Raw genomic sequence first — 23,662 nt, 5'->3', positions numbered from 1 at the left:
ATTAGAAAATATGCAGCTCTTGATTAGAGCTGCCAAAATAGCTAACTAAGCGATAGTCACAACAAAGTCAATTGATGTTGTTATTATTCCTGGTGCGGTATTTTTTCCTGTGTTATCACGCCAATATAATGCAGGATAAAGCAGAATTGATGCACTACTCACATCGCCATTTGTAATAAAACTATCAGTTTCTAAAGATGAAAATTGACCTGGTAAAATGTACTGGTCTAATTTTCCCTGCGAGGTTGAGTTCTTATCTCGTGCGTATAAAGCAAAAGCAAGAAAAGGCTGGTTAGGCCCAGAATCTAACTGATAACCATTAACTTGTGATGAAAGGATTGCCTTTTGCCCACTGGTTCCATACTGTATTTTTACTGCTTCAGGATTTATATCCTGCTCCCCACTGCATGATACCGTTAATACAGCAAGGGGATCCTTTGAATCATAAATATTATTAAAATTTGAAGTAATAAAAACGTCATTAATAGACAATGCCCCCCCAGTTGGAGCATCATTTATCTGTGACGGAGTGATTTTACCAAAATTCACATAATCACCTTTATCACCATCAAATCCAACCTTACAAGCTATAGATGATTCTTCTACTAATGCACGTAACTGCATATCTTGCGGTATTGCACTAACATCTGCACTAACTGAATAAAAAAATACAGATAGGATAATGCTGAGAAATAAAGCAAGGTTATTTTTATATAAAATTACCATTCTATTTTTACTCCAGCAATACCTGAAACCCCATGTCCTGAGTTTGATTTTAAGCGTTGTTCGTAGTCAAATGAAGCATATAAGGCGGAATTTTTATCAAACATGTGGCTAACTCCAATTCCAGTCTGATACCAATCGCCTCCTAACTCGGAATGTAGTTTCACTCGAGACTGTTTTTTCCCTTTATAATTAGAATAGTATGTACTTGTATGATTATTTTCTGTATTCCAGTAGTTAAACCTAGAGTAAACAACTGTATCTGAGTCATTATCAATATAAATACCTGCTCTAATACCGAAACGGTTATAGATAACATTAGTAACTTCATAATCAACTCTTAGATTAGAGTTTTTACTCGAGGTGCTATTAATATCAGCATGCTGAAATATGGTTTGCAATTGCGATTCTATAAAAAAATTTTTATTCAAAAATAATTTATACCCCGCTTCAAGCGAAATATCACTCGCCCAACCGTGCGTATGCAGGTGTTGTCCCTCAGACGTTGATATGTCAATATTGCTAAGAAAATCGGCTTGGAGCTGTGTGTCAATATATAGCCCATTGTTAAGTAAATACGTCCAGTACCCGCCAAATGAGGTATTATTCACCCTAACTTTTCCGGCTTGGCTATCGCCGTTATATATACCATCAACGTTTGCTTTAGTTCGGTTTTCTCCGAAAGATACCCCAAAATGATGGGAGCCATCTTGACTATGCAATTGGCCTAATTCTTGTCCTATTTGTAGACCTGCCACATAGCGAGAATAGTTTGCTCCATTTTTAGCAAAGTTTAATGATCTACTCGACATATCATTTCCGTAATGGTGTCTTACATCCATCTCGCTATTATAAATACGCCCCCATGCACCGTTGGCAATCTTACTTTTATCTGTGCCAGCAACACGATCCTGATAGTTGCCTAAAGATGTTAAAGCAACGCTGTTTGCCAGTGATGGAACAATACTAGCTGCAACTACCAATGGTCTGAAGTTTTGAGCGACTGGGGGCTTAGGTAAAATAGGAATCTCAGGCTCCTTTGGATCCAAAGGTTTCACTGGAGGAGGAGGTAAAACCGGTTTAGATGGATCTAATGGTTTGCTCGGTCCAATAGGATTCGTTGGTTTATCAGGATCTGGGGGGATGACTACTGGGTTTTTCTGTGAAGTAAGGTACCAACTCCCCTTAAAATCACCGCTTTGATCATGAGCTACCAAAGTGTAATCATAAGCACCAGCACTAATTTTTCCATCTTGTATAAAATTAGTTGGATTAGAAGCCTGCATAGCTTGAATAATTTTAATCCCATCCCCTTTAGTAGCCATGCCCAAATCATCAGCCGCTAGAAATTTAACTCGCGTAGGTTCTCCCAATACATCACCACGTATCTTGAATGAATCGACTATTGAATCCGAATTATCAGAGCGCAGAAAACCATTCATCACCAAAACTCCACCGCCAGTGTAGTTACCATCAACAGTCAAGTTTTGGTTTGAAAGAGTATCGGTTGGTTTCGAAAATTTTATTTCACCTAAGTTAACTAGTTCATTAACTTTTGAATCTCCTCCCGAAATTAGCCAAGAGCTACTATCATCTATCGTAAGACGCGAGATACTATGTTCACTTTGTTCCGTTTTCGCACTTCCGGTCCAGTCACTGTTGTTTTTTAGTGTAAATTCATTAAGTTGACTGGCATCATATAAAAATACATCCCCAATTAACTGAGAATGGTCGAGGGTAATGTTCTCCACGTAACTTTCATCTTTAACGAGAATACTGCCATTGAGCGAGGATGAATTTTTAATATTTAACTTTACATCTTGAGCCTGATTGTAATTCAGATTTCCATTAAGGCTGATGGGCAACGCAGATATAATCACAGAATAACGTTCTGAATCAGGAAGGTTTGTACCAGAAAAAAAATGACTTTTATTTAATTCAATATCAGTGTGGTCCCCACCATAAATATTGATACCAGAACCTTGTTTTAGATTGAACGTCGAATCTCTTACTCTTGCATAATTTGTGTAATCGCTATATTTTTTTGTTTCATCGTTGGTAGTAATATTGCTTGAACCAGAAAAAATTAGACCAGCGGCCTGATCACCATTACTATTCGCAATAAGACCAGATGCATATAGTGAACCGCCATTCATTCCCAAAAAAACTCCTGATTTCTCACCAAACGTACTAAGAACCGAATTTTTTATGTGTATGACCGACCGTTCTGAATTACTATAAAGCCCATAAGCTTCATTACCATAAGTTTTACCATCAATGCTTTCAGCAACTAAATTTCCACCTTGATTAACAAGCAGCAAAGAGGAATTAATACCTTTCGTTTCGATCTTGGAGTCTGATAAATTAATTTGAGTGGACCCAGTCGGAGCTATGCCGTATGCATATGCCACGTACGAGCCGTTACCTTGCGTTGAGAGGGTCAAATTGCTCCCATCAAAAACACCTCCATTAAGTGAATAGACAATATGAGACAAATCACCAGAAGTTGAAATACTTGAACTATCCAATGCAACATTTGCTACATTTGCGCCATTATTAATATTATAACCATTGATAACAACCCCATAGGAAGAAAACCCATGAGTGAAAATTTTCGCATTGCTTGCGGCTACAGCGACATCACCGTATAGGTTTTTAGAATCACCTTTAGGCGTTAAAAAACTGTATATACCATAGGAATTATCACCATCAGTAGTAATAATAGGAGAATCCATTTCTAATTTGGCATTATTATTTATAAATACACCAAATGAGGATCGCCCTGCAGTATTTATGCTTGCATTTTTGGCTGCTCCATTCATGTTGCTCATATTAATTCCATACGAGCCTGCACCTTTCGTCTGAATATTAACATCCATCAAAGTAAATCTATCTCTAATCCATGGACCTGATGCTGGTGGATTTCCGGGATAGGTATAAGCACTTAAAGAGATCCCTGGGGCATTATTACCTAACGTAACCAGTTTGCTGTTACTAATATCAATTCGACCAAACGTTGCATTATCACCTACGCCAGTAGCCGTGCCTACGATAGCACTAAGCATAGAGGTTATATTTACTTTATCTGCTTTTAGCTTAGCTTCACTTTGGTTGATAATGACACCTATACCTGAAGAGGCATTTATCACAACATTAAATAAATCAACTATTGAATTTGTTGCAACAATTCCACGACTAAAATTTATTATACTATTTTTTATATCTATAAACTGTATTCCTGAATTCCCTCCCCCATCATAGGTGGATATTGCAGCATCACTGTTAGAATACACAGTGCCTTGGGAGATATTTACGTTATCAAGAATTAGTTTATTATTCTGTCCATAAGAACTATTGGATATAACAATAGCAGATCCATCTGATTTTATATGCGCTGGCTTATCTTGCAGCCCTTTTATACTTAATAATGAAGAGTTACCCTTGCCGCCAAGAAAAATTGCTGAATTAAGCTGTCCAGAAGTAGTAATTAAAAAATCACTACCGATAAAATTAACGAAAGAACCATTGCTGATACCCATGACATAAGGAAATGGATACCCAACTCCATTGTCTGCTTGCTCATCCATTGCAGGATAGTTATCAGTTTCAATATGGTATATACCACCATCATCGTACAGATACGGAACTGATGCAAAAGCATGAGGGACAGATAAAAAAATCAAAATGGTTGAAATAAAATATCTTTCATTAATAATCATCGGTAAATCCTTATCAAGAATAAATGGCTAATAGTTTAATACAAATGTGCGTGAAATCATTCATACTCGAAGGTGTATGCCATTGTAGCCGTCACTGTTCCGATTGACAGGTTATCGTTACTTGTAGCTGTCGTGTAATATCTTGCGCAAAAAGACTGAAAGGGTCTAATTGAACTATTAGCACCCGCCACGCTGATACGTTTAGTATTAGTTCTGTTTAATTCAAGAGGTAATCCATTAATTACTCCCGAAGACGAATTAGTACAAGTTTTATCAGCTTCGGTCTTATAGTAGATTTGAACGCCGACATTAGAACCAGCATCAGCAGAATTAATTAGCTTTCCCCAAGCATCAGCAGCAGGTGCTCTTGAAATAGTTGCATCACTGGCATACAGCGTCGCTTTTACAGATTTGTCGCAGGAGAGTTCTAGAGTAAAAGGAGTCCATTGTTCATTAGCTTTTATCAAAGTCCCTGCAGACTGGGATTGAGTAAAGTCAGTCCATCTAATTGGAAACGGCTGCAAAGTGACTAGTTTTGGATTTTCAGTAATGATGGTGCAGTTAGCTGGTACTGTCACTGTCGGAGGAACTCCCTCTGCAGCAGAACAGCCAAGGCAATACATTTTTGGCGAGCTTGATGCCCAACTTCCAACTCCCCAATACTGGAAATTGGCATCTACATTGACCTTCGGTAATTTATCTGATGTAAAAGTGCCTAGAGTAACGCTTGGGCTAAGCTTATATGCCCTCAGCTCATAAACCCAGTTTTTATTCAGATATTGAGGTATATAGTTACCTGCGCTCATACCCCCATATGCACCTCCCCATGTACACATAGAAGCGCCATAACCAGTACCTTCAGTAGTACATGCTGGAAAGTTAAGTAATGCTTTATTTGCCTCACTAGGATAAATAGAGATTTTATTATTTTTTTTCATACCTCCACCAGATGATTTATACATGAAAATAGCCGAGTTGTTCCAATTAAGAACTATTTGAAAACCAATACCGGAAAAACCATCCATTTGATAATAACTGGAATTACCAGGATAAAAACTCATTTGTGGTCTAATATAAGTGTTTATAGCTCTGATTACATGAGTTGTACCTCCTGTGCCATTTGCGTAAGTCACATCACAGACTAATGGCATATCTGACATATCACTCGACGTAATACTTCTATCAGCAACAACAAAATAGTCTGTTGCTGCTGGGTTAGTTGCTAACCACGCGGTAAAATCTCCGCCTTTAAAATGCCATGATGTCGGAGTATACGATGTCTGTATACATGCCGGTGAGACAACAGCCCACAAGCATTTTGAAAATAATAATAAGATCATTGACAGCAACAAACTACTGTTAAATATAGCTCTATAGCCCATTTAATATTCCTTGTGAGTTAGCATTTAGCATTGACTCTGAGCCTTGTGAATGGCAGCGCGATTTTACCTTTTCAAAATATAATGTCTTATCTTCAGGGCCGAGATTATACTCTGCATAGCACGTTTCTTTATCCCAATGGACCTTAAGTCTACCGATATTACTTGGTAACAATACCAATGATTTTCCCTTTGGATCTGTTATACCCAGAAACTCGCCATCCTCATCGTTGACAGTCGCACCGAATGGTACATTTTCAGAATCATCTTTAACAAATAAGAACTCTACACGTCTTCCTTTTTTTGCTAAGAAATGAGCTTCTACAATAGCTCCACGACGCGGAACCAATGTTTGCGTTGTTTCATTTAGCTCAATATTCCCTGGGACATTTTTCCCTATAAGAACTTGATTGACTGTATAAGGAGATGCGCTAGGAATTACAGCATATCCATTTGTTCCTGTTCTTGAAGAATAATTAACTTCAACACCTTCTATACCCGCAACGTCTGCAATAATAACCGTCTCGTTTAACCCCGGTGTAAAATTCACCCCACCAGAATGAGTGATGATTCCCCCAGTGAAACTACCACCGGCGTTAGTGTAATCTTCTCCTTTAGAAGCCGACATGCTATAACTTACAAAAGGTGTCTGTGAATTTAAATTTGCACCAATAGAATTAAAATCACCTTGAGTCCCAGATGAATATAATGAATACGAGGCCTGCTGGCCAAGCAACATAAGGCTTTGATTAGCTGAAGCAGTTTGTGAGTATTTGCCATCACTTGTATGATTCACCGATGAGCTTAACGTAATAGGATGATAAGAGGATCCCAGTGGCATACTTATATTTAAGCCAATTGAGGTATCATCCTGACTCTTAACACCACGCATAGCCAAATTGCTTGAATGAGTAAGTGAAATGCTATAACTTAAATTCCCCCAGTTATTATTATAGCCAGATGATATACTGCTAGAGCGACCTTTGTTATTCCAATATCGATTATCAGATAGAGATAAATAGATAGAACCACCACCAAAATTATTTAAATTTTGATTTAGACTAATAGATGTAGAAAGCTTTGGAGTAATATCTACGAGCGAATCACTATCAGCTTCTATATATTGAGCATGTGAACTCAGTGTTCTAAATCCCTCGGTTGAAAATCGTTGTGAGATAAATCCCAAACTAGTACCTGAATCATCAAACAATTTGTTATAACTAAATCTGATGCTTGTTCCATGCTCATTATTATTTTTAATTTTGCTTGATGACTGTTCAATATCTAAGGCAACGGGTCCAAAAGGAGTATTAGTTCCTAATCCAAAGCCTAATCCATAATAACCTTTAGTTACTTGCGCCCCGCCTAAGATACTTAAATTTTCTGCCAGACCATATGTATAATCTAAATTTATAACATTTAAAGACTTGTTGGAATCACTATATTGATTATATTTCCCTGCAGAGAGATCATATGTAAAAAAATTCTTCCTCACCATGTATGCATTGCTTCCCCATGGCTGAATTGTTACTTTTTCGCGCCCATCAGCTTCTATTATTTTAACTTCAAGGTCTCCTGATGTACCTGCAGGGTTAATATCAGTAAGCATAAAAGGACCTGGTGGAACTTTTTCTGTATACAACAAGAAATTCATTTGACGGATTTCAACAGTTGCGTTTGTTTCAGCAACACCTCTAATTATAGGTTTTAATGTTGAGTCACCATTAGCTTGCATTGCAAGGTCATCGCTCAACTGAATTCCTCTAATTCCAAAGCCATCAAGAAGCCTTGAAACAGCAAATACGTCACCAATACGTAGTTGTGCCTTTAAAAATTCTAAATCATGTTCTACGAAATTAGTAAAACTTGAAAAATTAAATTTTTCTTGTTTATTACTCAAGACTGAGGATGAATTACGATAACGCCACCCAAACATATTAACTCCACTATTCAATGTAGATGAGAGACTGTTTGCGGTACCTTGACCATGGCCAGATCTACTTGTAGCAACATTCAAATTATAGTTAGTGAATGCGGCCGCAATACCATAATCCCATAATGACGTATCTACCACTGTAAGTGAGTCTTGTTTTAAGTAGACTTGAGGTATACTAATCGATAACCTAAAGCGGCCAGCATCATAACTCTGATATGCATCTGAAATTATATTTTTCAGGTCAACGCATTTTTCATCTTTAATTGCATCATTACTTTTTAATAAGCTATGAACATCAATGCCTATTTTATTTAGTAGATTAGGTGTCAAGCATGCTTCCACCTGATTAGTTCTGATATTCTTTACAAATTTTATGTTTTTCCTTGTTTTTAAATTACTGTTTAAATATATAGAGACGTCATAGTCCCCTGGTAAAACGCCACTATTTAACAAAGTATCGATATCTACCGCAGCGTTGTCTCCTCGAATAAAACTTGTATTGAAAACAAGTTTTTCATTTTGCATATTTTTTTGAGCATTAGAGTTTTCATCAGTCTGTTGGCTCCCCTCATGATTATTCACCTGCAGGGACTTTTCTTCATAAGTCTTACCTTTTGCATATCCAGCAGGAAATAAAAAAACAAGGCTCAAAGTAATAACATTGAGTTTCATACTTAAAATTCACTTGAAAAAATTTCAAAAATATATCTGAAAATATTCAGATAAAGTAATTATATGCAAAAGTTACAATTTAGAATCTAAACCTTTTTTGGATTTGATTTTTTACCCACTGTTAGGACAGCACTAAAGTTCTTGCTAAAACCAGAATCACCAATAGATGAAAAATATACTATTGAATCACTTGGTACTGGTGAAGAAAATGATGATTCTATTTCTGATAGTGGAGGAATCATAATCGAATCTAAAATGACTTCTTTATCATTAACATCTTTATGACGATTAAACCCAATCAATGTAATAAAATTATTACTAGAATTAAATATTTTTAGCACCTTTCCATCTTTACCCAAAACTATATCTAACCTTTCAGTCATAGTAATTGGATCTGTTTTTACACTATCAGGGCGAAAGAACATTTTTATTCTTTGCCTGATAGTAAAAGATAGTCCAGAAGATTTCCCCTCAGCCATAGATGCCGAAATCCGTGGTATTTCTTGTACATTTAGCCAAAATAGAGACTCACGATCTTTAGGCATAGAAATACCTTGATATACAATTTTAATTATCTGTGCTTGTGAAGAATGTATACGTCCCAATGACGGTATTACCGAAAATGGAGTGTCTACTGATGAGTCCCCATCTTTTTCAAGCCAACTTTGAAAAACGACATCATCATCTCCAGCCGTAACGGTAAGATCATATTCATGTTCATTTGATGGAAAAACGACTCTTGTCGTAGATAATGAAAAACCAGCATGTACAGGCATAGTTGCCATCGTAATTGCCAGTATAATAATTTTAAGTGTATTTTTTTTCATCAATCAAATCCTAGAGTTACAACCATTTCAGTAGAGAAAATGCCCCCATCAGAGACATGGTTTATATTAGCCCAAAATAATCCTGGGGAAATATCAAACATAGCTTCATATGCAGTACCTGAGCTATTTTTCTCAAAACTATAGTTTTCTATAAAGTTATATTTACTTCCAGGTTTTACCAGACCATTTACCCCTCCGTGAGTAGAAGAAAGTAAATCCTTAACAAAAAGAACAATACCCAAACTCTTTATTGTATTATCTCCACCAGAGTTTAATTTATAAACATAACCTCCAGATGCCGCACCAGGAATATTCCCAGGTAACACCTGAGATAAATCACCGAAAGATATATAATATTTTGAGTAGTCCCCCATAGCAAAACTACTATTACTTAAGCAAGATATTATTAATCTAATTGGAGATGTAGCATTCTTATATTCATCAGCAATACTACCAAAAGCAGATTTTTGCCTAATATAACGCAGCACACTACTATCTATCTCAGATGGGGCAGCGCTAATTTCTCCTATATTGAGGCTGCCGAAATCGGTGGTATAGCCTAATGGAAATTCTAAACTGCAATTTGGAGTTACAAGCTCAGCTGAAATTTTGAGCGTTTGCGTTCCTATTACCTGTTCTGCAAAAACTGAACTCAGTTTCAATATTGACATACAAACTATCAATGTAAAACTACGCAACATATTCATTTTTTATCACGAATTATGCGCTTTACTTTCGTTGATTTTCCTTCTTTTATTTCTGCTATATAAGCTTCTGCCATTCCATAGTCATTCACTATAATATAGACAACCTTCTCAGCTTTGTTTATTTCATACACTCCTGATAGTTTTATTTCAGATATTGAATATGGTTTTATATAATCAAATTTTGTATCAACAAAACTGTGTGGTTTTTCATCCAATTTTTTTTTGCCACCCACTAACGATATACCTGAAAATACCACATGGTATGGTGTAGGGTTTGTTAACTTAAGCATGAATTTATTCGTACCTTGACGCTTTACTTCCCACTTTAGTGCAAGTGGAGCAGCAGCAGCCCCTTCTAGTGGTAAAGACTTTGGTCGATAGAATCCTTTGATCACTTGTAAGAAAGACGAGTTTATAGCATTTTTTCCTTGCATATCATCAGAGACAGCAACTGAATCTTGAATATTAACATATAATAAGCTTTCTCTATCCTTAGGAGCGCCTTCCCCCTGATAGATTAATCTCAGGGATTGGCTTTGTCCTGCCTTTAACAGACTCATCGCAGGGGTTATCGTAAAGTGCGAAGCAACTGACTCGTCTGGCCCTGTCACCCATGACTGCACTAATGAAGATACATTTTTCTGTGCGTCAAGAACTAACTCAGCCTCTTTGCAATCTGGTTCTATAATAACTCTCGTTTTCTGAAGAATTACTGCAGAAAACGCTGACCAAGAAATACAATAAAGATATAATAATATCGAAGTTAATATATATTTTTTCATATTCAATTCTTTAATATCAGAAAAAGGGAGAGGAGTTCTCCCTTTTATTTAATAACTAATATTTTTATAATATCTTATTTATCTATATTCAAATTTGAATGGCATTGTCGCAGTTGTTACACCACCACCAACACTAGCCTTGCTGCTAGCTGGCACATATGCGAAGTCAAATGTTGGCTGTGCAGTAATGCTCTTAGTCCCCGCAACCCAATTAACATCAATAGCTACACCATCAGCTGAGTTAGCTGGGTCGAGATCGATAACCTTGTCCCCTTTCTTAGAGTCAATTTGCTTCACAGCTATACCAACGCTACGGTTAGATGAATTTTTATCTGCCGCCAAGAGCCCCACAACACTCCCTGAATCTGTAGTCGGAATAAATCCTGATGCCCCATTATCTTGGCCATAGAAGTACAACTTTGCCTTAGTGGAGAAGTTAGCTTTAGCATCATCCTTAACTCCCGTAATTCCATCTACATATGCGTAAATATCATCGGTTGGACACTCAATATTCAACGCAAATGGTAATTTCGCTTTGCTATATTTCACATCTTCATCCAGTGAACTCCATCCTGCTGATGTAGCCGCGGTCAAGGCTTTAACTTTAGTGACACCCAGTGAACCTGGCATAGGAATGTTGATATCCCCCCCACCATCTACAGCATTAGTTACAGTGCAGCCAGACTGATTTAATGCCCCCGTAAAAATGAGTCGTCCTTTTGCTAATTCAACTGTAGTTGCGGCTTGCGCACTGCTGATTCCTACAGTAGCTAGTAAGATTGCTAAAGTTAATTTATTCATGTTCCCTTCACTTTATATTTAATTGAATTTACTAGTATTTTTTACTTTCATCATTATGGATTATCAACTTAATAAACCATAATGATGATATGCAGAACTATTGATAAATAAATTGCATTACAATCGAGCTATTGTAGGAATATTCACCTGTATCTTTTGATTTTTCCCATTCAGTGGGTCCATCTCCTTCTTTTTTTACTAATACAAAACTAAACTCAATGTTCTTCTTTTTGGCTTCCACTCCTTCTCTATAAAAGAGAGGAAAGCCACCATCCTCACTCAGGATGCTACTAAACCCACCTTTTATAGATGGATTGACCCATCCTGTACTGATACCTCCAGTTCCATATATTGAAGCGGAGATAAACATAGAAAGTGCAAAATTCTTACCTATATCAGTATCAGAACTCCGTACACTTAGATATTTACATCCAACCGATGAACACGTACTGTCATTGACTATGGATTGAGTGCTAACAGTAAAATATTGAGTCAATCCTTTACAGGTAACATCCATATTTACACTTCCAAAACCAGTGCCTAATGCTTGATATGCATTTTTAACAGAAGCATCTCCATTTGGAACGATTTCTCCAGATGTAATTAGCCCCTTTAGCGCATTATCTAATTCCAGTGTTGTTGGGATGCTTTTCACTTTTGCAATAGGAATTGATACATTTAAATTCAATGCTGAGTAATCGCAAGTCGGTTGCATTGCCTCGGCAACTTCGCCATTAAAAATAACATAGCCTGAAGATGACCCTGCGTGCAAAAAATTGCTAAATGATAAAATAGCTAAAAATATATATTTCATTTTTCTTTATTTATCATTTTTTATAATTAGAGATAAAGTATGTAATGTGAATTTAAAATCCACCATATAGCTGACCATTACGAACCCCCTCTCAATACAACTCAATTATCAGCTCTTGGTATCCTGCTGTCTTTTACTAAGATTGCAGGATATACTCATTACATTCAACTTACATAAAATTAAATCTACTGATATTTTTGTATTAAGATAATATAAAAAATAAAATCACGTCTTATTTATGATTGTTTTAGGTTTTTAATGCCAATGGAGGATATATTAATCATACTCAACGTTGAGCGTAATGTTGCGAGAGTAAGCCCCCACACCAACCAAACTACCTTTGATTAGCTCATCTGAATAATTTTGTGAATTAAGATCTGCACCTGTGAATGCAATTGCATAAGACATCGTCGCTTCATAATTTCCATTAGTCAGTTTTGTAAACTCACTCGCTATTATATTGTAAACTTCAGATTGATTAGATACTCCTCTAAAGTTTAACCAATCATTATCATTTTTTCTTCGTACTATAAACCCAGCATTCTCACTCTGAGACGATTCTAAGTAATACCACAGCGTACGGCTCCCGCTGTTTGCTACTTTAGCATCACCATTTAGTGAATAGCTCACTCGAATTGAGCTATCGCTGCCTGGTTTAAAGCTACATGTCACTCTGTAGTCGACATGCTTAAAATACTGACTAGCTATACCATTTTTTGTGCCATCATAGTCAACGACATTGTTCCAAATATAATAGTAATTCGGAATTTTATCTTTTCTGTACGTAAATAATACCTGCGTAACTCCGGCAGGAGCATCTAATACGCAAGTTTTTTTATTCTCAACCACTATTGAACCATTGATAGCGATCAAAACCCCATCATTCGACATACCTGCTAATGGTATTAGTGCTAATGAAAATAGCAGTAGCGTCAACCTCTTCATAACTTCTCCTATAGTCAAACTAGAAATCAACTAGTTTTAATATTTAATTCAATGATTGCATACCAAAAAAAAATTTAGTAGTAGATGACTTGTAAATCCGATAAACCTCATAAAAATGGGATTAATTACAATCTTAATAAGGAACAAAAATATTAATAAGACTACCTAGAGTTATTATTAAGGCTAACGGCAAAACTAAACATTATTTATTCTATTGACTATAGAAATTCAATACGGTTAATATCTGAATTAAATATTTTATACATTCATCTGAGATAAATCGTGTGAGCAATAGTATTTTAATCGACAATCAAATTATTTATAATAGTTACAGATCCGAGCTTTTCAGGTTAGATATGCCTGAAAATAAAGTTTTACTTACGTCCCCTGCAAACAATTGCCTGTCTATTATTATTTGCCATGGCTATGAGATAACGACTAGAGAAGAGCTATTTTACGAAGTATGGACTAAATTCAACATTCCAATTAACACCAATACATTTTATCAAAACATCTCATTAATTAGAAAGGCACTTAGGCAACTAGGAGTTTCAAAGGAGGTCTTAGTAACGATCCCAAGAAAAGGTATATCTATTTCTAGTGATGTAACCATTTCTTCATATCTAGATAATCCTGTTATAGATACTCCTGTTATAGAAAATAAAATTGAGAAGAATACCGTCGTAGACATTCATAAACAAAGGCCTAGCATTAAGTCAGTAAAAGCTCCGCTATGGACTTTTCTCATTGCGGTAAGTATTTTTTTCATTAGTGCCGGATTATATCATCTTATAAGTAAGAATGAGTATCTTTTTGATGCTTTAAGCGATTACAAAATGAGCGGCAAACTCATGGGGTGTTTATTTTATTTAAAAAATGATGCGCCCTATTTATCAAGAGAAAAAATAGAGAATGAAATAAAGAGTATAGGAATTTCTTGCAATGAAAATGAGCGAGTTTACTACGATGATTTAAATACTTTAGCGAGAAAATCATTGCTGATTTGTTCAGAAACTAAAGAAAAGAAAGAGTTTTGTCGTTCTATATATATAATTAATATGGAAATTAACCCGTGAATAAAATTATATTAATTTCTTGTATTTTTTTAATTATCTGTGCTTCATTTTTTTCTTTTCGTTTCCGCTACTATCAGGTCGGGAGTGAAATTCGTTGTACATCGATTATTCAGTATCAATTTATATATGAAAATATTGTCGACACTTCATCTGGGAGTTTATTATTTATGCTGTCCGGTGACAAGGGGGTTATCACTTATAATGCAAAAGTTAACTCGGGTGGTAAACAATTCATCATCAATAGAGAGGCAGATGTTGAATACTTACTAAAAAATGATTTTTTGCACATAAGGACTACTAAACTTATTATACGTGACGGTGATAACTTGCCTAGTGACATTGCCTTCAAATATCTATATGGATTTTTAATTAGGAAAGACGGTTGGGTTTCTTTAAAGATAGATCGAGAGTTTAGTTCTGGATATGTCATATCAACAAGTATTATCCCTCAATTTTACTGCAATAAACTTTAATGAAATCAATTGAATAAGATTGCATTTTCACTTAATAAGAAAAAATTGGCCTTATTAAACTTTATTCATTCAACACATTTTAAATATCGAATGTAGAATTTTCTCATTCAAACTCCACAAGGGCTTAAAGTGAAAAATTACTACAACTTTAACATCAGTACTAACGATGATAATAGATTTTATCTTAATGGATTATTTTCTATTCTTTCTAACAATTTTCAATTAGAAAGCAACATACAACTGGGTGATAAAACTATAAATTTAAAGTTTATTTCTACTGCTAAGAGTGATACATGTAAAAGTTTGTTGTCACTCATAACAACTGAGTCTAAATTTATTTATTTTTTTATTATTGATAACAATGACAGTTCGGTTCTGAAATCAAAAACTTGCTGCGAAAAACTTAACATAATATACAGAGATGACTCAGTAAACTCTGTAATTTTAAAAATAAAAGATGGTATTTTAAATTCTTTATCCAGATCATCAGATATTGATGATAAATATTGTTTATCTTCTTGCATAGCTTGTTCCAATGTTCGTTTAACTTATAGTGAGTATCAAGTACTCAATTTAATTCAGAAAGAAAACACAATTACAGAGATTTCATATATTTTAAATAAAAGTGCAAAAACCATTCATGGACAGAAAAAGAATGCAATGCGCAAGTTGGGAGTTAAAAGTAATCATGCTTTATATGAATTATTAAGACATAAGCGAAATACCCCATACCTTATATCACAAATTAGATAACTTTTTTTACTAAGGTGCTAGCGGTTATTTTTCATAAATTAAGGAGTCTGAGATTACTCACCTGCTTCTTTAGGCTTCAGCAGTCTAATAATTTCTTTAACGTTGATCTAAAGAGAAAAGCCCCGTTTTCCGCTATACTGGCGCACTTATTTGCATCATTAGATGCATTTTATTTCATTGAGCAATGTAGCGGAAAACGTCATGAGCAAGCCTTCTTCTGCGCAGGTAAAAGCTTTTTTGCTGAGCCTGCAGGATTCTCTTTGTCAGCAAATTGCTGCCGCCGATGGGCAATCAATGTTTCGTGAGGATAACTGGCAGCGCGAGGCCGGTGGCGGCGGACGCAGCCGCGTGCTGACTCAGGGTGCCGTGTTTGAGCAGGCTGGCGTCAATTTCTCCCACGTTACCGGTGGGCAACTCCCCGCCTCGGCCACCGCGCACCGTCCTGAATTAGCCGGACGCAGTTTCGAAGCGATGGGCGTATCGTTAGTGATCCATCCACTTAATCCTTATGTCCCCACCAGCCATGCCAACGTGCGTTTTTTTATCGCTGAAAAAGAGGGTGAAGAGCCCGTGTGGTGGTTTGGCGGCGGTTTCGATCTCACCCCGTTTTATCCTTTCAAAGAAGACGTCCTGCATTGGCATCGCACCGCGCGCGATCTGTGTCAGCCGTTTGGCGAAGAAGTTTATCCGCGCTATAAAAAGTGGTGCGATGAGTATTTCTTTATCAAACATCGTCAGGAATCACGCGGCGTGGGTGGCCTGTTTTTTGACGATTTAAATACCCCTGATTTCGATCGCTGCTTTGACTTCATGCAGGCCGTGGGAAACGGTTTTAATGCCGCCTATCTGCCTATTGTGGCCAAGCGCAAAGACACCCCCTTCGGTGAACGCGAACGTCAATTCCAGCTGTATCGTCGTGGCCGCTACGTTGAATTCAATTTGGTATGGGATCGCGGTACGCTGTTTGGCCTGCAAACTGGGGGAAGAACCGAGTCTATTTTAATGTCGATGCCGCCGCTGGTTCGCTGGGAATATGATTTCCACCCTGAGCCCAATTCACCCGAGGCCGCGCTTGAGCGTGATTTTTTGCCGGTTCAAGACTGGCTAAAGGAAGAGTAATGTCAGAAGCAAAACAAATTTGGGTCGATGCCGATGCCTGCCCAAACGTGATCAAAGAGGTACTGTTTCGCGCCGCCGATCGCGTCGGGATATTTGTCACCTTGGTCGCTAACCAAACCATCCGCACTCCACCGTCGCGCTTTATTCGTAGCCTGCGCGTCGAAGCAGGTTTTGACGTTGCGGATAACGAAATTGTGCGTCGCGTCAATCCCGGTGATTTAGTCATCACCGCAGATATTCCGTTGGCAGCCGAAGTGCTGGAAAAAGGCGGCGTAGCGCTAAACCCTCGCGGTGAGCTTTATACCGAAGCCAACATTAAAGAACGCCTGAACATGCGTGATTTTATGGATACCATGCGCGCCAGCGGTGTACAAACCGGCGGCCCAGCGACGCTGCATCAGCGCGATAGACAAGAATTTGCCAACCAGCTCGATCGCTGGCTGCAAAAACGCTAAGCGCCTCGAAAACTTTACAGCCGCGTCACGCCTAGCGCGGCTGCCCGTAGTTTCATATCGCTACAACGCTGATATTCATCCACGGATATCGGGCTAAAACCGCTAATCAATAAACGCGATCGCACCGCTGCCATTGACGGATCTTCCACCATTTTTTTCAGCGCACGGCGCAAACGCAGCAGACGGGCTTCATTTCCCGCTGCGGTAATCAACGGTAAACCGGGCGCCGGTGGCGTTTCCCCGATAATTTTCAAACCACTCAGGCATTGCGGCTCCGCTTTTTGCAGCAGCGCCAGCGTCACGCAGTCAATAGCGGCAATATCGGCTTCGCCCTGTTTAATCGCCAACAGCGAGGCACGATGCGATCCGGTCTGCAACGTGCTGGCAAAAAAGCGCCCATGGTGCGCCAATGGCGCAATCACCGAGCGCAACGCATTGTATCCGGACTGGGAATCCTCGCTGTTATACGCCGCTTTGCGGCCTAAAAACGAACCAATATCGGCACCGGCGTCCTGTTTTCTCGCCACTAAAAAACTACGATAATCATTACCCTCACATCCCGGCGCGCGATAGCGAAACACCCCCACGACGTCGACTTTTGCACTTAATGTTTCCTGAAGCGGATAGCCGCAGGTTTGGCTGAGCAATAAATCAGGCTGCTGCCAATGTGCATAGAGATCATCCGGCCAGCACAAATGAGGCGGCAAATCCTCTTCACCCTCCTGCGCCAGCCAGCGAGAAAGTCCCTGCCAGAGCAGCTCTACATCATCGCGATTGATGCCATACATCGGCAACGAAACCCGCATGTTTATCATCCCTCTGTCGACGGTGGCACCTGTCGCCAACGTGTTAAATAATTTACCCAGCGCTCAAACGCCGCGTCGGTAATCATCGCCAATAGCGCCACCAGCAATGCGCCCTGAATGACGTAAGCGGTGTTAAAACCACTTAGCCCAATAATAATAGGCGAACCTAGCGTTTTTACCCCAACCGTTGAGGCAATAGCTGCGGTGCCGATATTGATAATGACGGAGGTGCGCACTCCGGCCAAAATCACCGGCGCGGCTAACGGAATTTCCGCTCGCCACAGGATCTGCCAAGGATTCATTCCGGCCCCTCGGGCAGTCTCTCGCACCGCGGCAGGCACCGATTCAATCCCGCTAATGGTTCCCTGCAAAATCGGCAACAAACCATACAGCACCAAGGCAATCACCGCGGGCTCAGGGCTGAAGCCCATCAGCGGTACCGCCACCGCTAGCACCGCCACAGGTGGAAATGTTTGCCCCACCGCCGTGATAGTTTCCACCATTGAGCGAAACTCGCGTCCGCCGCGATGGGTGACCAATAGCCCTGCACTCACGCCAATCACCACGGCAATCAGACTGGAAATCGCCACTAGCGAAACATGCGCCAGCGTGAGCGACCAAAAACTGTCTTGCTGATACACCGGCCGTGAAAGCTCAGGAAATAAAGCGCTAAATAAACGCCCCATGTGCGCCATTCCGCTATTCAGCCCAATAAGCAGCACGATCCCCCACAGCAATGGATCGAAGTACCAGCGTCGAGTTATCGCATGATATTTCCCCTGCATCATGCCTCCGCTTTCTTCACCAAGTCGGCGAAATAGAGCACGCCAACCGGCTGCCCTGCTTCATCGATGACGGGTAAACGGTCAACCTGACGGTAAATAAAGACCGACATCGCATCACGTAAATTAAGATCGCAGCGAATCGGTTCACCGTGAAGAAGTTCGCCGCGACGCACGCGGGAAGCCACCACGTCTAATCCCAACAGCTTGATCCCAACGTCGCTGTGCCCAAAGAATTGGCGCACAAAATCATTTATCGGTTGATTCAGCAACGCCTGCGGCGTTCCCTGCTGAACCACTTTTCCGGCATCCATCAGCACGATACGGTCGGCAAGACTCAGCGCTTCATCAATATCGTGAGTCACCAAAACAATGGTGCGGCCGAGCAAGGTATGAATGCGGGCGATTTCCTGCTGCAAGGTGGTGCGAGTAACGGGATCGAGCGCGCCAAAAGGCTCATCCATCAGTAAAACTTCAGGATCGGCAGCCAAAGCTCTCGCCACCCCCACGCGCTGCTGCTGCCCCCCTGAAAGCTGATGCGGATAACGATGGCGAAACTCGGCCACATCCAAACTGAGCATTTTCATCAGCTCCGTCACGCGCTGGCGAATACGGGCTGCGGGCCACTTCAACAGCTGTGGCACGGTGGCAATATTTTGCTCAACCGTCCAATGTGGAAATAATCCAATAGATTGAATGGCATATCCCATACGCCGCCGCAAAGCCTCAGGCTTAAAATGACTGATATCCTGTCCGGCGAAGGTTAGCTCACCGCTGTCATGATCGATTAAGCGATTGATCATTTTCAGCGTGGTCGATTTCCCCGAGCCAGAGGTGCCGATCAGCACGGTAAATTCACCCTCGGCAATATGCAAAGAGAGGTCTTCTACCGCCGGACGTCCGGCAAAGTATTTATTAACATGCTTGAAATGAATCATTGTCGCGTCGCTTCAATTCGAGAAACTAAAAATTTAAATAAGGTATCTACGGTCACCGCCATCACAACCACCGGAATAACCCCCAGCAACACCAGATCCAACGCGCTGCTGAGTAAGCCTTGGAAGACAATGGCACCAAATCCTCCCGCGCCGATCAGCGCGGCGATAACCGCCATCCCCACGGTTTGAACCGCCACAATTCGCACACCGCTGAGCACAACGGGCAGGGCCAAAGGTAATTCAACCTTACGTAGGATTTGGCTTTGCGTCATACCCACGCCGCGCGCCGCTTCAATCACCGGCTGCGGAACCTGTTCAATTCCCGCAACCACGCTACGTACCAGCGGCAACAGCGCATACAGCACCAAGGCGATCAGCGCCGGTGCAACGCCAATTCCGCTAATACCCAGCGTTCCCAACCATGGCCATGCCTGAGCTAATCCCGCAAGCGGCGCAATCAACAAGCCAAATAGCGCAATTGAGGGGATGGTCTGAATAATATTGAGCACCGAAAACATCGGCTTACGCAGTTTTTCACAGCGCGCAGCAACAATGCCAAGCGGCACACCGATGAGCACTGCCGCCGCGAGCGTACTAAACAGCAACGTGAGATGTTGCCCAAGCGCCTGATTAAACACATCGTCACGGTTGGCGTATTCTTTCATCAGCGAAAGCGTATCCAGCGCACCGCTGAGTAATAAGATCGGTATCGGAGCCAAAATCAGCAGCGCTGCCAAAATACGTATCCCGCTGCTTTGAGTTAAACGGCTAACGGCGTCGGCGCCGCTCAGCAAACTTAACGCACCGATAAACCAAAATCCGCCGCCTAAAGAAACGCGCACCAAGCTATCTTCATCACCGGCTAACAGGTGTGCTTGCCATGCAATCAAGAGCAGCAAACCTGCAAACAATGCGCCGCTGACGAGATAAATCAGCCATAGCGCAAGGCTGTTTTGTGGGCAGAAGCAAAGGATGAGCAAGACAGGAAACGGTAGGATCAGAATCCATGCAAAGCCATGAATAATGTCCCTTAGCGGCATACCAGTACCAGACACCAAGCGGTTTGCCGCCTGAGTCAGCAGCGGCATTTGCCAGAGCGCCAACATCATCAGCAGCCAGAGTGTGAGAACGACTCTGTTTTTTACCAAAACGGAATTCCCTATAGTTTTCCCCACCCAAATCCTCCTCTTATCAACGGAGGCCGCAACAGCGCGATACACGATCTGCTCCTCCCCCTGTCAAGGGGGAGGTTGGGAGGGGGTATTAACTTAAGACTTAACAAATCCCTTATCTTTCAGGTATTTTGCTGCGACTTTCTTCGCATCTTGCCCATCAACGGCAATTTTAGCGTTCAGTTTTTGCAGCGTTGGGCCATCAAGAGATTCAAAGACCGGTTTCAGCACGGCCGCGATTTCGGGATGTGCTTTCAGCGTAGCCTCGCGCACGATTGGCGTTGGCGCGTAGATTGGCTGCACGCCTTTAGGATCGCTAAGCGTTTTCAAACCTAATGCGGCAACGGGGCCATCGGTGCCGTACGCCATCGCGCCGTTAACGCCTGAAGTTTGCTCCGCGGCCGCTTTAATCGTCACTGCGGTATCGCCACCGGCCAGAGACAACAGCTGATCTTGATCCAGTTTGAAACCATAGGCCGTTTCAAACGCCGGTAATGCATCAGGGCGTTCGATAAACTCAGCCGACGCGGCCAGCTTAAATTTACCGCCCTGCTTCAGCCACTTACCTAAATCTTCTAACGATTCCAGATGGTTTTGCTGCGCCACGTCGTTGCGCACCGCGATACTCCACGTATTGTTGGCCGGTGCTGGCGTCAACCAGACAATTTGGTTCTTCGCCAAATCGAGCTGCTTCACTTTTTCATAGCCTTTCTGAGCATTTTTCCATGCTGGATCTTTTTCGTCGGCAAAGAAGAAAGCCCCATTGCCGGTATATTCTGGGTAAATATCAATTTCGCCCGCGGCGATCGCACCCCGTAAAACTTTGGTGGTGCCAAGCTGGGTTTTGTTTACCGTTTTGATGCCGTTTGCGTCCAAAGTTTGCACAATGAGATTGCCCAACAGTGAACCTTCGGTATCAATTTTAGAGCCCACCGTTACTGCATCGGCCGCCTGTGCGGTGCACATCGTCGCGCCCATTAACGCCAAAGATGCCAGAATCTTACGTCCCATAAATATATTTCCTGCCATAACGGTTCCTCATCATTGTTATTGTGTTTGTTTGCATCAGAAAGCTCGATTAAGCCCTTTTCTTCTCGCCCCATTAAGGGATGTTGAGTCACCTCAATAGCGCGCCACGCATAATTTCGCCACCACTGCGAATAGCCCTGCACCACAAACCCGTGATTACGCTGCTGATACTCGATGCGGTCTGCCAGATAGGCTTTACGTAACCCATACCAAGGCAATCCCGGCAAATCATGATGAACAATGTGATAGTTCAAATTGAGAAAAAGCAGCCGCCAAGGCCATGCTGCTTCATTAATAATAGAACGAGCTGAGGGTTCGTCCACCGCGCGGTGCTCGTAAAACGAGCGAACCATGGCAAGTCCTAAGGCCGGATAGCTCACCGCCAGCAGGTACCACCACGCTGACATCCCCGCGAGTTGGGCGATCCAGAGCACTAACGCCAGCAATGAAAGATGAATCAACCACATGGTAATTTTTTTGCCATTACCGCGAATTATTTCTCGTAGCTCATCTTTGAGCAGTGCGCCAATGCCCAGCGCAGGACCCAACAAAATCCGACCAAAAAAGGTATTTCGAAACGCAATGACGCCGCGCCATAGCGCCGATGAATGCTGCCAGCGTGACTCGGAAAAATAGTAGGACTCAGGATCGTCCAGCGGATGAGTTAAAGAGTCATCGTTGTGATGGGCTAAATGGGCGTCTCGGTAAATTCCATAGGGATACCAAACCGCCAGCGGCAGCAGGCCAAGTAATTGGTTCACGTGCGGCCAGCGTGTTGGATGCCCGTGGATAAGCTCATGCTGTAATGACATATACCAGCAAGCGATGAATATCAGCAACGGTGTTCCAACGGCTTTGCCAAGCGTCTGCCAGTGGTAAACCACCAGCGCCCATCCGCCATACACGGCGAGCAGCACACACCACGTTGGAAGCTCGCTGCGCCACAGCCATTGACGTTGCCATAAACGAATACGGCTTTTCTGCTCGGCATGCAGATAGTGCGAAGTTCGCGTTTTGCTGGTTGCTGATGTCATCAATAAGCCACTCCCTCATCCGATGTGGCTCAGTATTCCTGAAAGCTTAAATTCCACTAAATACTAAAAAATTTGTTTTTATTACGATAATGAATATGTGTTTCATGAGAAAAGTGACTTGAATGTTACAAAATGGTTAGAGGCAAAGCCTACTGCGGGGTATAATCAGCGCAATTGTATTTAGGAGAATAATCATGCTGAAAAAAGCAATCATCGCCGGAATGGCACTGTTAACACTGGGCGGCGTTGGCGGAGTGATTCTGGCCGGAATTATTATCTACGTTCGCTCATAATTCCTGCTAAATATTGGCCTGAGCCGCGACTTCGCCTACTATAGGGAAATATCCCTCAGTCTTGTTAAGGTTTGTCCCTGATGGCAGTTATCCCTAAAAACTATGCCCGTTTAGAAACTGGCTACCGTGAAAAAGCGCTTAAAATCTATCCTTGGGTGTGCGGTCGCTGTTCGCGCGAATTTGTGTACTCCAATCTGCGTGAATTAACCGTGCATCATATCGATCACGATCACACCAATAACCCAGAAGACGGCAGCAACTGGGAGCTTCTGTGTTTATATTGTCACGATCATGAACACTCAAAATACACCGAAGCCGACCAATACGGTTCAACCATAATTGCGGGTGAAGATGCGCAAAAAGACGTAGGTGAAGCCACCTATAATCCGTTTGCCGATCTTAAAGCGATGCTGAATAAGAAATAAGC

Annotated in this window: 22 protein-coding genes; 6 read left to right on the top strand and 16 right to left on the bottom strand. The window is 41.1% G+C overall.

The genetic code is table 11. The features are described 5' to 3' along the window. Positions 1 to 45: 45 nt before the first annotated feature. From CPY98_RS06305 to CPY98_RS06260, 10 genes are all read right to left on the bottom strand, one after another. Positions 46 to 726: a hypothetical protein gene (locus CPY98_RS06305; protein ID WP_096386833.1), complete on the bottom strand. Its 681-nt coding sequence runs from the start codon at positions 724 to 726 to the stop codon at positions 46 to 48. After that, positions 720 to 4,442: an autotransporter outer membrane beta-barrel domain-containing protein gene (locus CPY98_RS06300; protein ID WP_096386830.1), complete on the bottom strand. Its 3,723-nt coding sequence runs from the start codon at positions 4,440 to 4,442 to the stop codon at positions 720 to 722. Before CPY98_RS06300 ends, CPY98_RS06305 begins: the two co-directional genes overlap by 7 nt. Positions 4,443 to 4,498: 56 nt before the next feature. Next, entirely contained in the window at positions 4,499 to 5,824 is a 1,326-nt protein-coding gene (locus CPY98_RS06295; RefSeq protein ID WP_096386827.1) for a fimbrial protein, read from the bottom strand. After that, a complete protein-coding gene (locus CPY98_RS06290; RefSeq protein ID WP_096386824.1) occupies positions 5,814 to 8,429 on the bottom strand; it encodes a fimbria/pilus outer membrane usher protein in 2,616 nt (871 codons plus the stop codon). The genes CPY98_RS06295 and CPY98_RS06290 overlap by 11 nt, the downstream gene beginning before the upstream one ends. A gap of 86 nt (positions 8,430 to 8,515) precedes the next feature. Next, the gene (locus CPY98_RS06285) at positions 8,516 to 9,256 is read right to left on the bottom strand and encodes a molecular chaperone (RefSeq protein WP_096386821.1); all 741 of its coding nucleotides are present in this window, start codon (positions 9,254 to 9,256) and stop codon (positions 8,516 to 8,518) included. Then, positions 9,256 to 9,927: a hypothetical protein gene (locus CPY98_RS06280; protein ID WP_096386819.1), complete on the bottom strand. Its 672-nt coding sequence runs from the start codon at positions 9,925 to 9,927 to the stop codon at positions 9,256 to 9,258. The genes CPY98_RS06285 and CPY98_RS06280 overlap by 1 nt, the downstream gene beginning before the upstream one ends. 32 nt (positions 9,928 to 9,959) lie before the next feature. Then, complete coding sequence (locus CPY98_RS06275) at positions 9,960 to 10,745, bottom strand: molecular chaperone (protein WP_096386816.1); 786 nt, start codon at positions 10,743 to 10,745, stop codon at positions 9,960 to 9,962. Between the two features lie 78 nt (positions 10,746 to 10,823). Beyond that, positions 10,824 to 11,546 (bottom strand): hypothetical protein, encoded by a 723-nt coding sequence (locus tag CPY98_RS06270; protein ID WP_096386813.1) that lies wholly within the window; start codon positions 11,544 to 11,546, stop codon positions 10,824 to 10,826. Positions 11,547 to 11,643: 97 nt separating this feature from the next. After that, positions 11,644 to 12,360, bottom strand: coding sequence for a hypothetical protein (locus tag CPY98_RS06265; protein WP_096386810.1), 717 nt, complete (start codon positions 12,358 to 12,360; stop codon positions 11,644 to 11,646). Between the two features lie 276 nt (positions 12,361 to 12,636). Continuing rightward, the gene (locus CPY98_RS06260; RefSeq protein WP_096386807.1) at positions 12,637 to 13,305 is read right to left on the bottom strand and encodes a hypothetical protein; all 669 of its coding nucleotides are present in this window, start codon (positions 13,303 to 13,305) and stop codon (positions 12,637 to 12,639) included. 356 nt (positions 13,306 to 13,661) lie between these two features. Between CPY98_RS06260 and CPY98_RS06255 the strand changes: the two genes are divergently transcribed. From CPY98_RS06255 to CPY98_RS06235, 5 genes are all read left to right on the top strand, one after another. Then, a complete protein-coding gene (locus tag CPY98_RS06255; RefSeq protein WP_231899439.1) occupies positions 13,662 to 14,381 on the top strand; it encodes a winged helix-turn-helix domain-containing protein in 720 nt (239 codons plus the stop codon). Then, positions 14,378 to 14,854: a hypothetical protein gene (locus tag CPY98_RS20830; protein WP_147602427.1), complete on the top strand. Its 477-nt coding sequence runs from the start codon at positions 14,378 to 14,380 to the stop codon at positions 14,852 to 14,854. The genes CPY98_RS06255 and CPY98_RS20830 overlap by 4 nt, the downstream gene beginning before the upstream one ends. A 129-nt stretch (positions 14,855 to 14,983) precedes the next feature. Then, a complete protein-coding gene (locus tag CPY98_RS06245; protein WP_157743839.1) occupies positions 14,984 to 15,607 on the top strand; it encodes a helix-turn-helix transcriptional regulator in 624 nt (207 codons plus the stop codon). 201 nt (positions 15,608 to 15,808) lie between these two features. Then, positions 15,809 to 16,726: an oxygen-dependent coproporphyrinogen oxidase gene (hemF, locus tag CPY98_RS06240; RefSeq protein WP_043491970.1), complete on the top strand. Its 918-nt coding sequence runs from the start codon at positions 15,809 to 15,811 to the stop codon at positions 16,724 to 16,726. Beyond that, positions 16,726 to 17,181, top strand: a complete 456-nt coding sequence (locus CPY98_RS06235; RefSeq protein WP_025800755.1) for a YaiI/YqxD family protein — start codon at positions 16,726 to 16,728, stop codon at positions 17,179 to 17,181. The genes hemF and CPY98_RS06235 overlap by 1 nt, the downstream gene beginning before the upstream one ends. Positions 17,182 to 17,195: 14 nt before the next feature. Here CPY98_RS06235 and CPY98_RS06230 read toward each other — a convergent pair whose 3' ends face one another. The 6 genes from CPY98_RS06230 to CPY98_RS06205 all read right to left on the bottom strand — a co-directional run bounded on the left by CPY98_RS06230 (position 17,196) and on the right by CPY98_RS06205 (position 22,942). Continuing rightward, positions 17,196 to 17,987, bottom strand: a complete 792-nt coding sequence (locus tag CPY98_RS06230; RefSeq protein WP_025800754.1) for a phosphate/phosphite/phosphonate ABC transporter substrate-binding protein — start codon at positions 17,985 to 17,987, stop codon at positions 17,196 to 17,198. A gap of 5 nt (positions 17,988 to 17,992) precedes the next feature. Beyond that, positions 17,993 to 18,772 (bottom strand): ABC transporter permease, encoded by a 780-nt coding sequence (locus tag CPY98_RS06225; protein WP_043491967.1) that lies wholly within the window; start codon positions 18,770 to 18,772, stop codon positions 17,993 to 17,995. Further along, positions 18,772 to 19,707, bottom strand: coding sequence for an ABC transporter ATP-binding protein (locus CPY98_RS06220; protein WP_043491964.1), 936 nt, complete (start codon positions 19,705 to 19,707; stop codon positions 18,772 to 18,774). Before CPY98_RS06220 ends, CPY98_RS06225 begins: the two co-directional genes overlap by 1 nt. Continuing rightward, entirely contained in the window at positions 19,704 to 20,816 is a 1,113-nt protein-coding gene (locus tag CPY98_RS06215; RefSeq protein ID WP_096388723.1) for an ABC transporter permease, read from the bottom strand. The genes CPY98_RS06220 and CPY98_RS06215 overlap by 4 nt, the downstream gene beginning before the upstream one ends. A gap of 159 nt (positions 20,817 to 20,975) precedes the next feature. Next, the gene (locus CPY98_RS06210) at positions 20,976 to 21,908 is read right to left on the bottom strand and encodes an ABC transporter substrate-binding protein (RefSeq protein ID WP_096386795.1); all 933 of its coding nucleotides are present in this window, start codon (positions 21,906 to 21,908) and stop codon (positions 20,976 to 20,978) included. Continuing rightward, on the bottom strand, positions 21,857 to 22,942 hold the full coding sequence (locus CPY98_RS06205; RefSeq protein WP_043491959.1) for a fatty acid desaturase: 1,086 nt from the start codon (positions 22,940 to 22,942) through the stop codon (positions 21,857 to 21,859). Before CPY98_RS06205 ends, CPY98_RS06210 begins: the two co-directional genes overlap by 52 nt. A gap of 373 nt (positions 22,943 to 23,315) precedes the next feature. On the opposite strand from CPY98_RS06205, the gene yajD reads away from it, so the two are divergent. Continuing rightward, positions 23,316 to 23,660 carry an HNH nuclease YajD gene (yajD, locus tag CPY98_RS06200; RefSeq protein ID WP_096386792.1) on the top strand — a complete coding sequence of 115 codons (345 nt, stop codon included), beginning with the start codon at positions 23,316 to 23,318 and terminating at the stop codon, positions 23,658 to 23,660. The last annotated feature ends 2 nt before the right edge of the window (positions 23,661 to 23,662 follow it).

The sequence above is a fragment of the Hafnia sp. CBA7124 genome (assembly GCF_002355555.1).
GTDB lineage: Bacteria > Pseudomonadota > Gammaproteobacteria > Enterobacterales > Enterobacteriaceae > Hafnia > Hafnia alvei.
The sequence above is the reverse complement of the archived record's forward strand: the minus strand, read 5'-3'. Positions and strand labels throughout refer to the sequence as shown.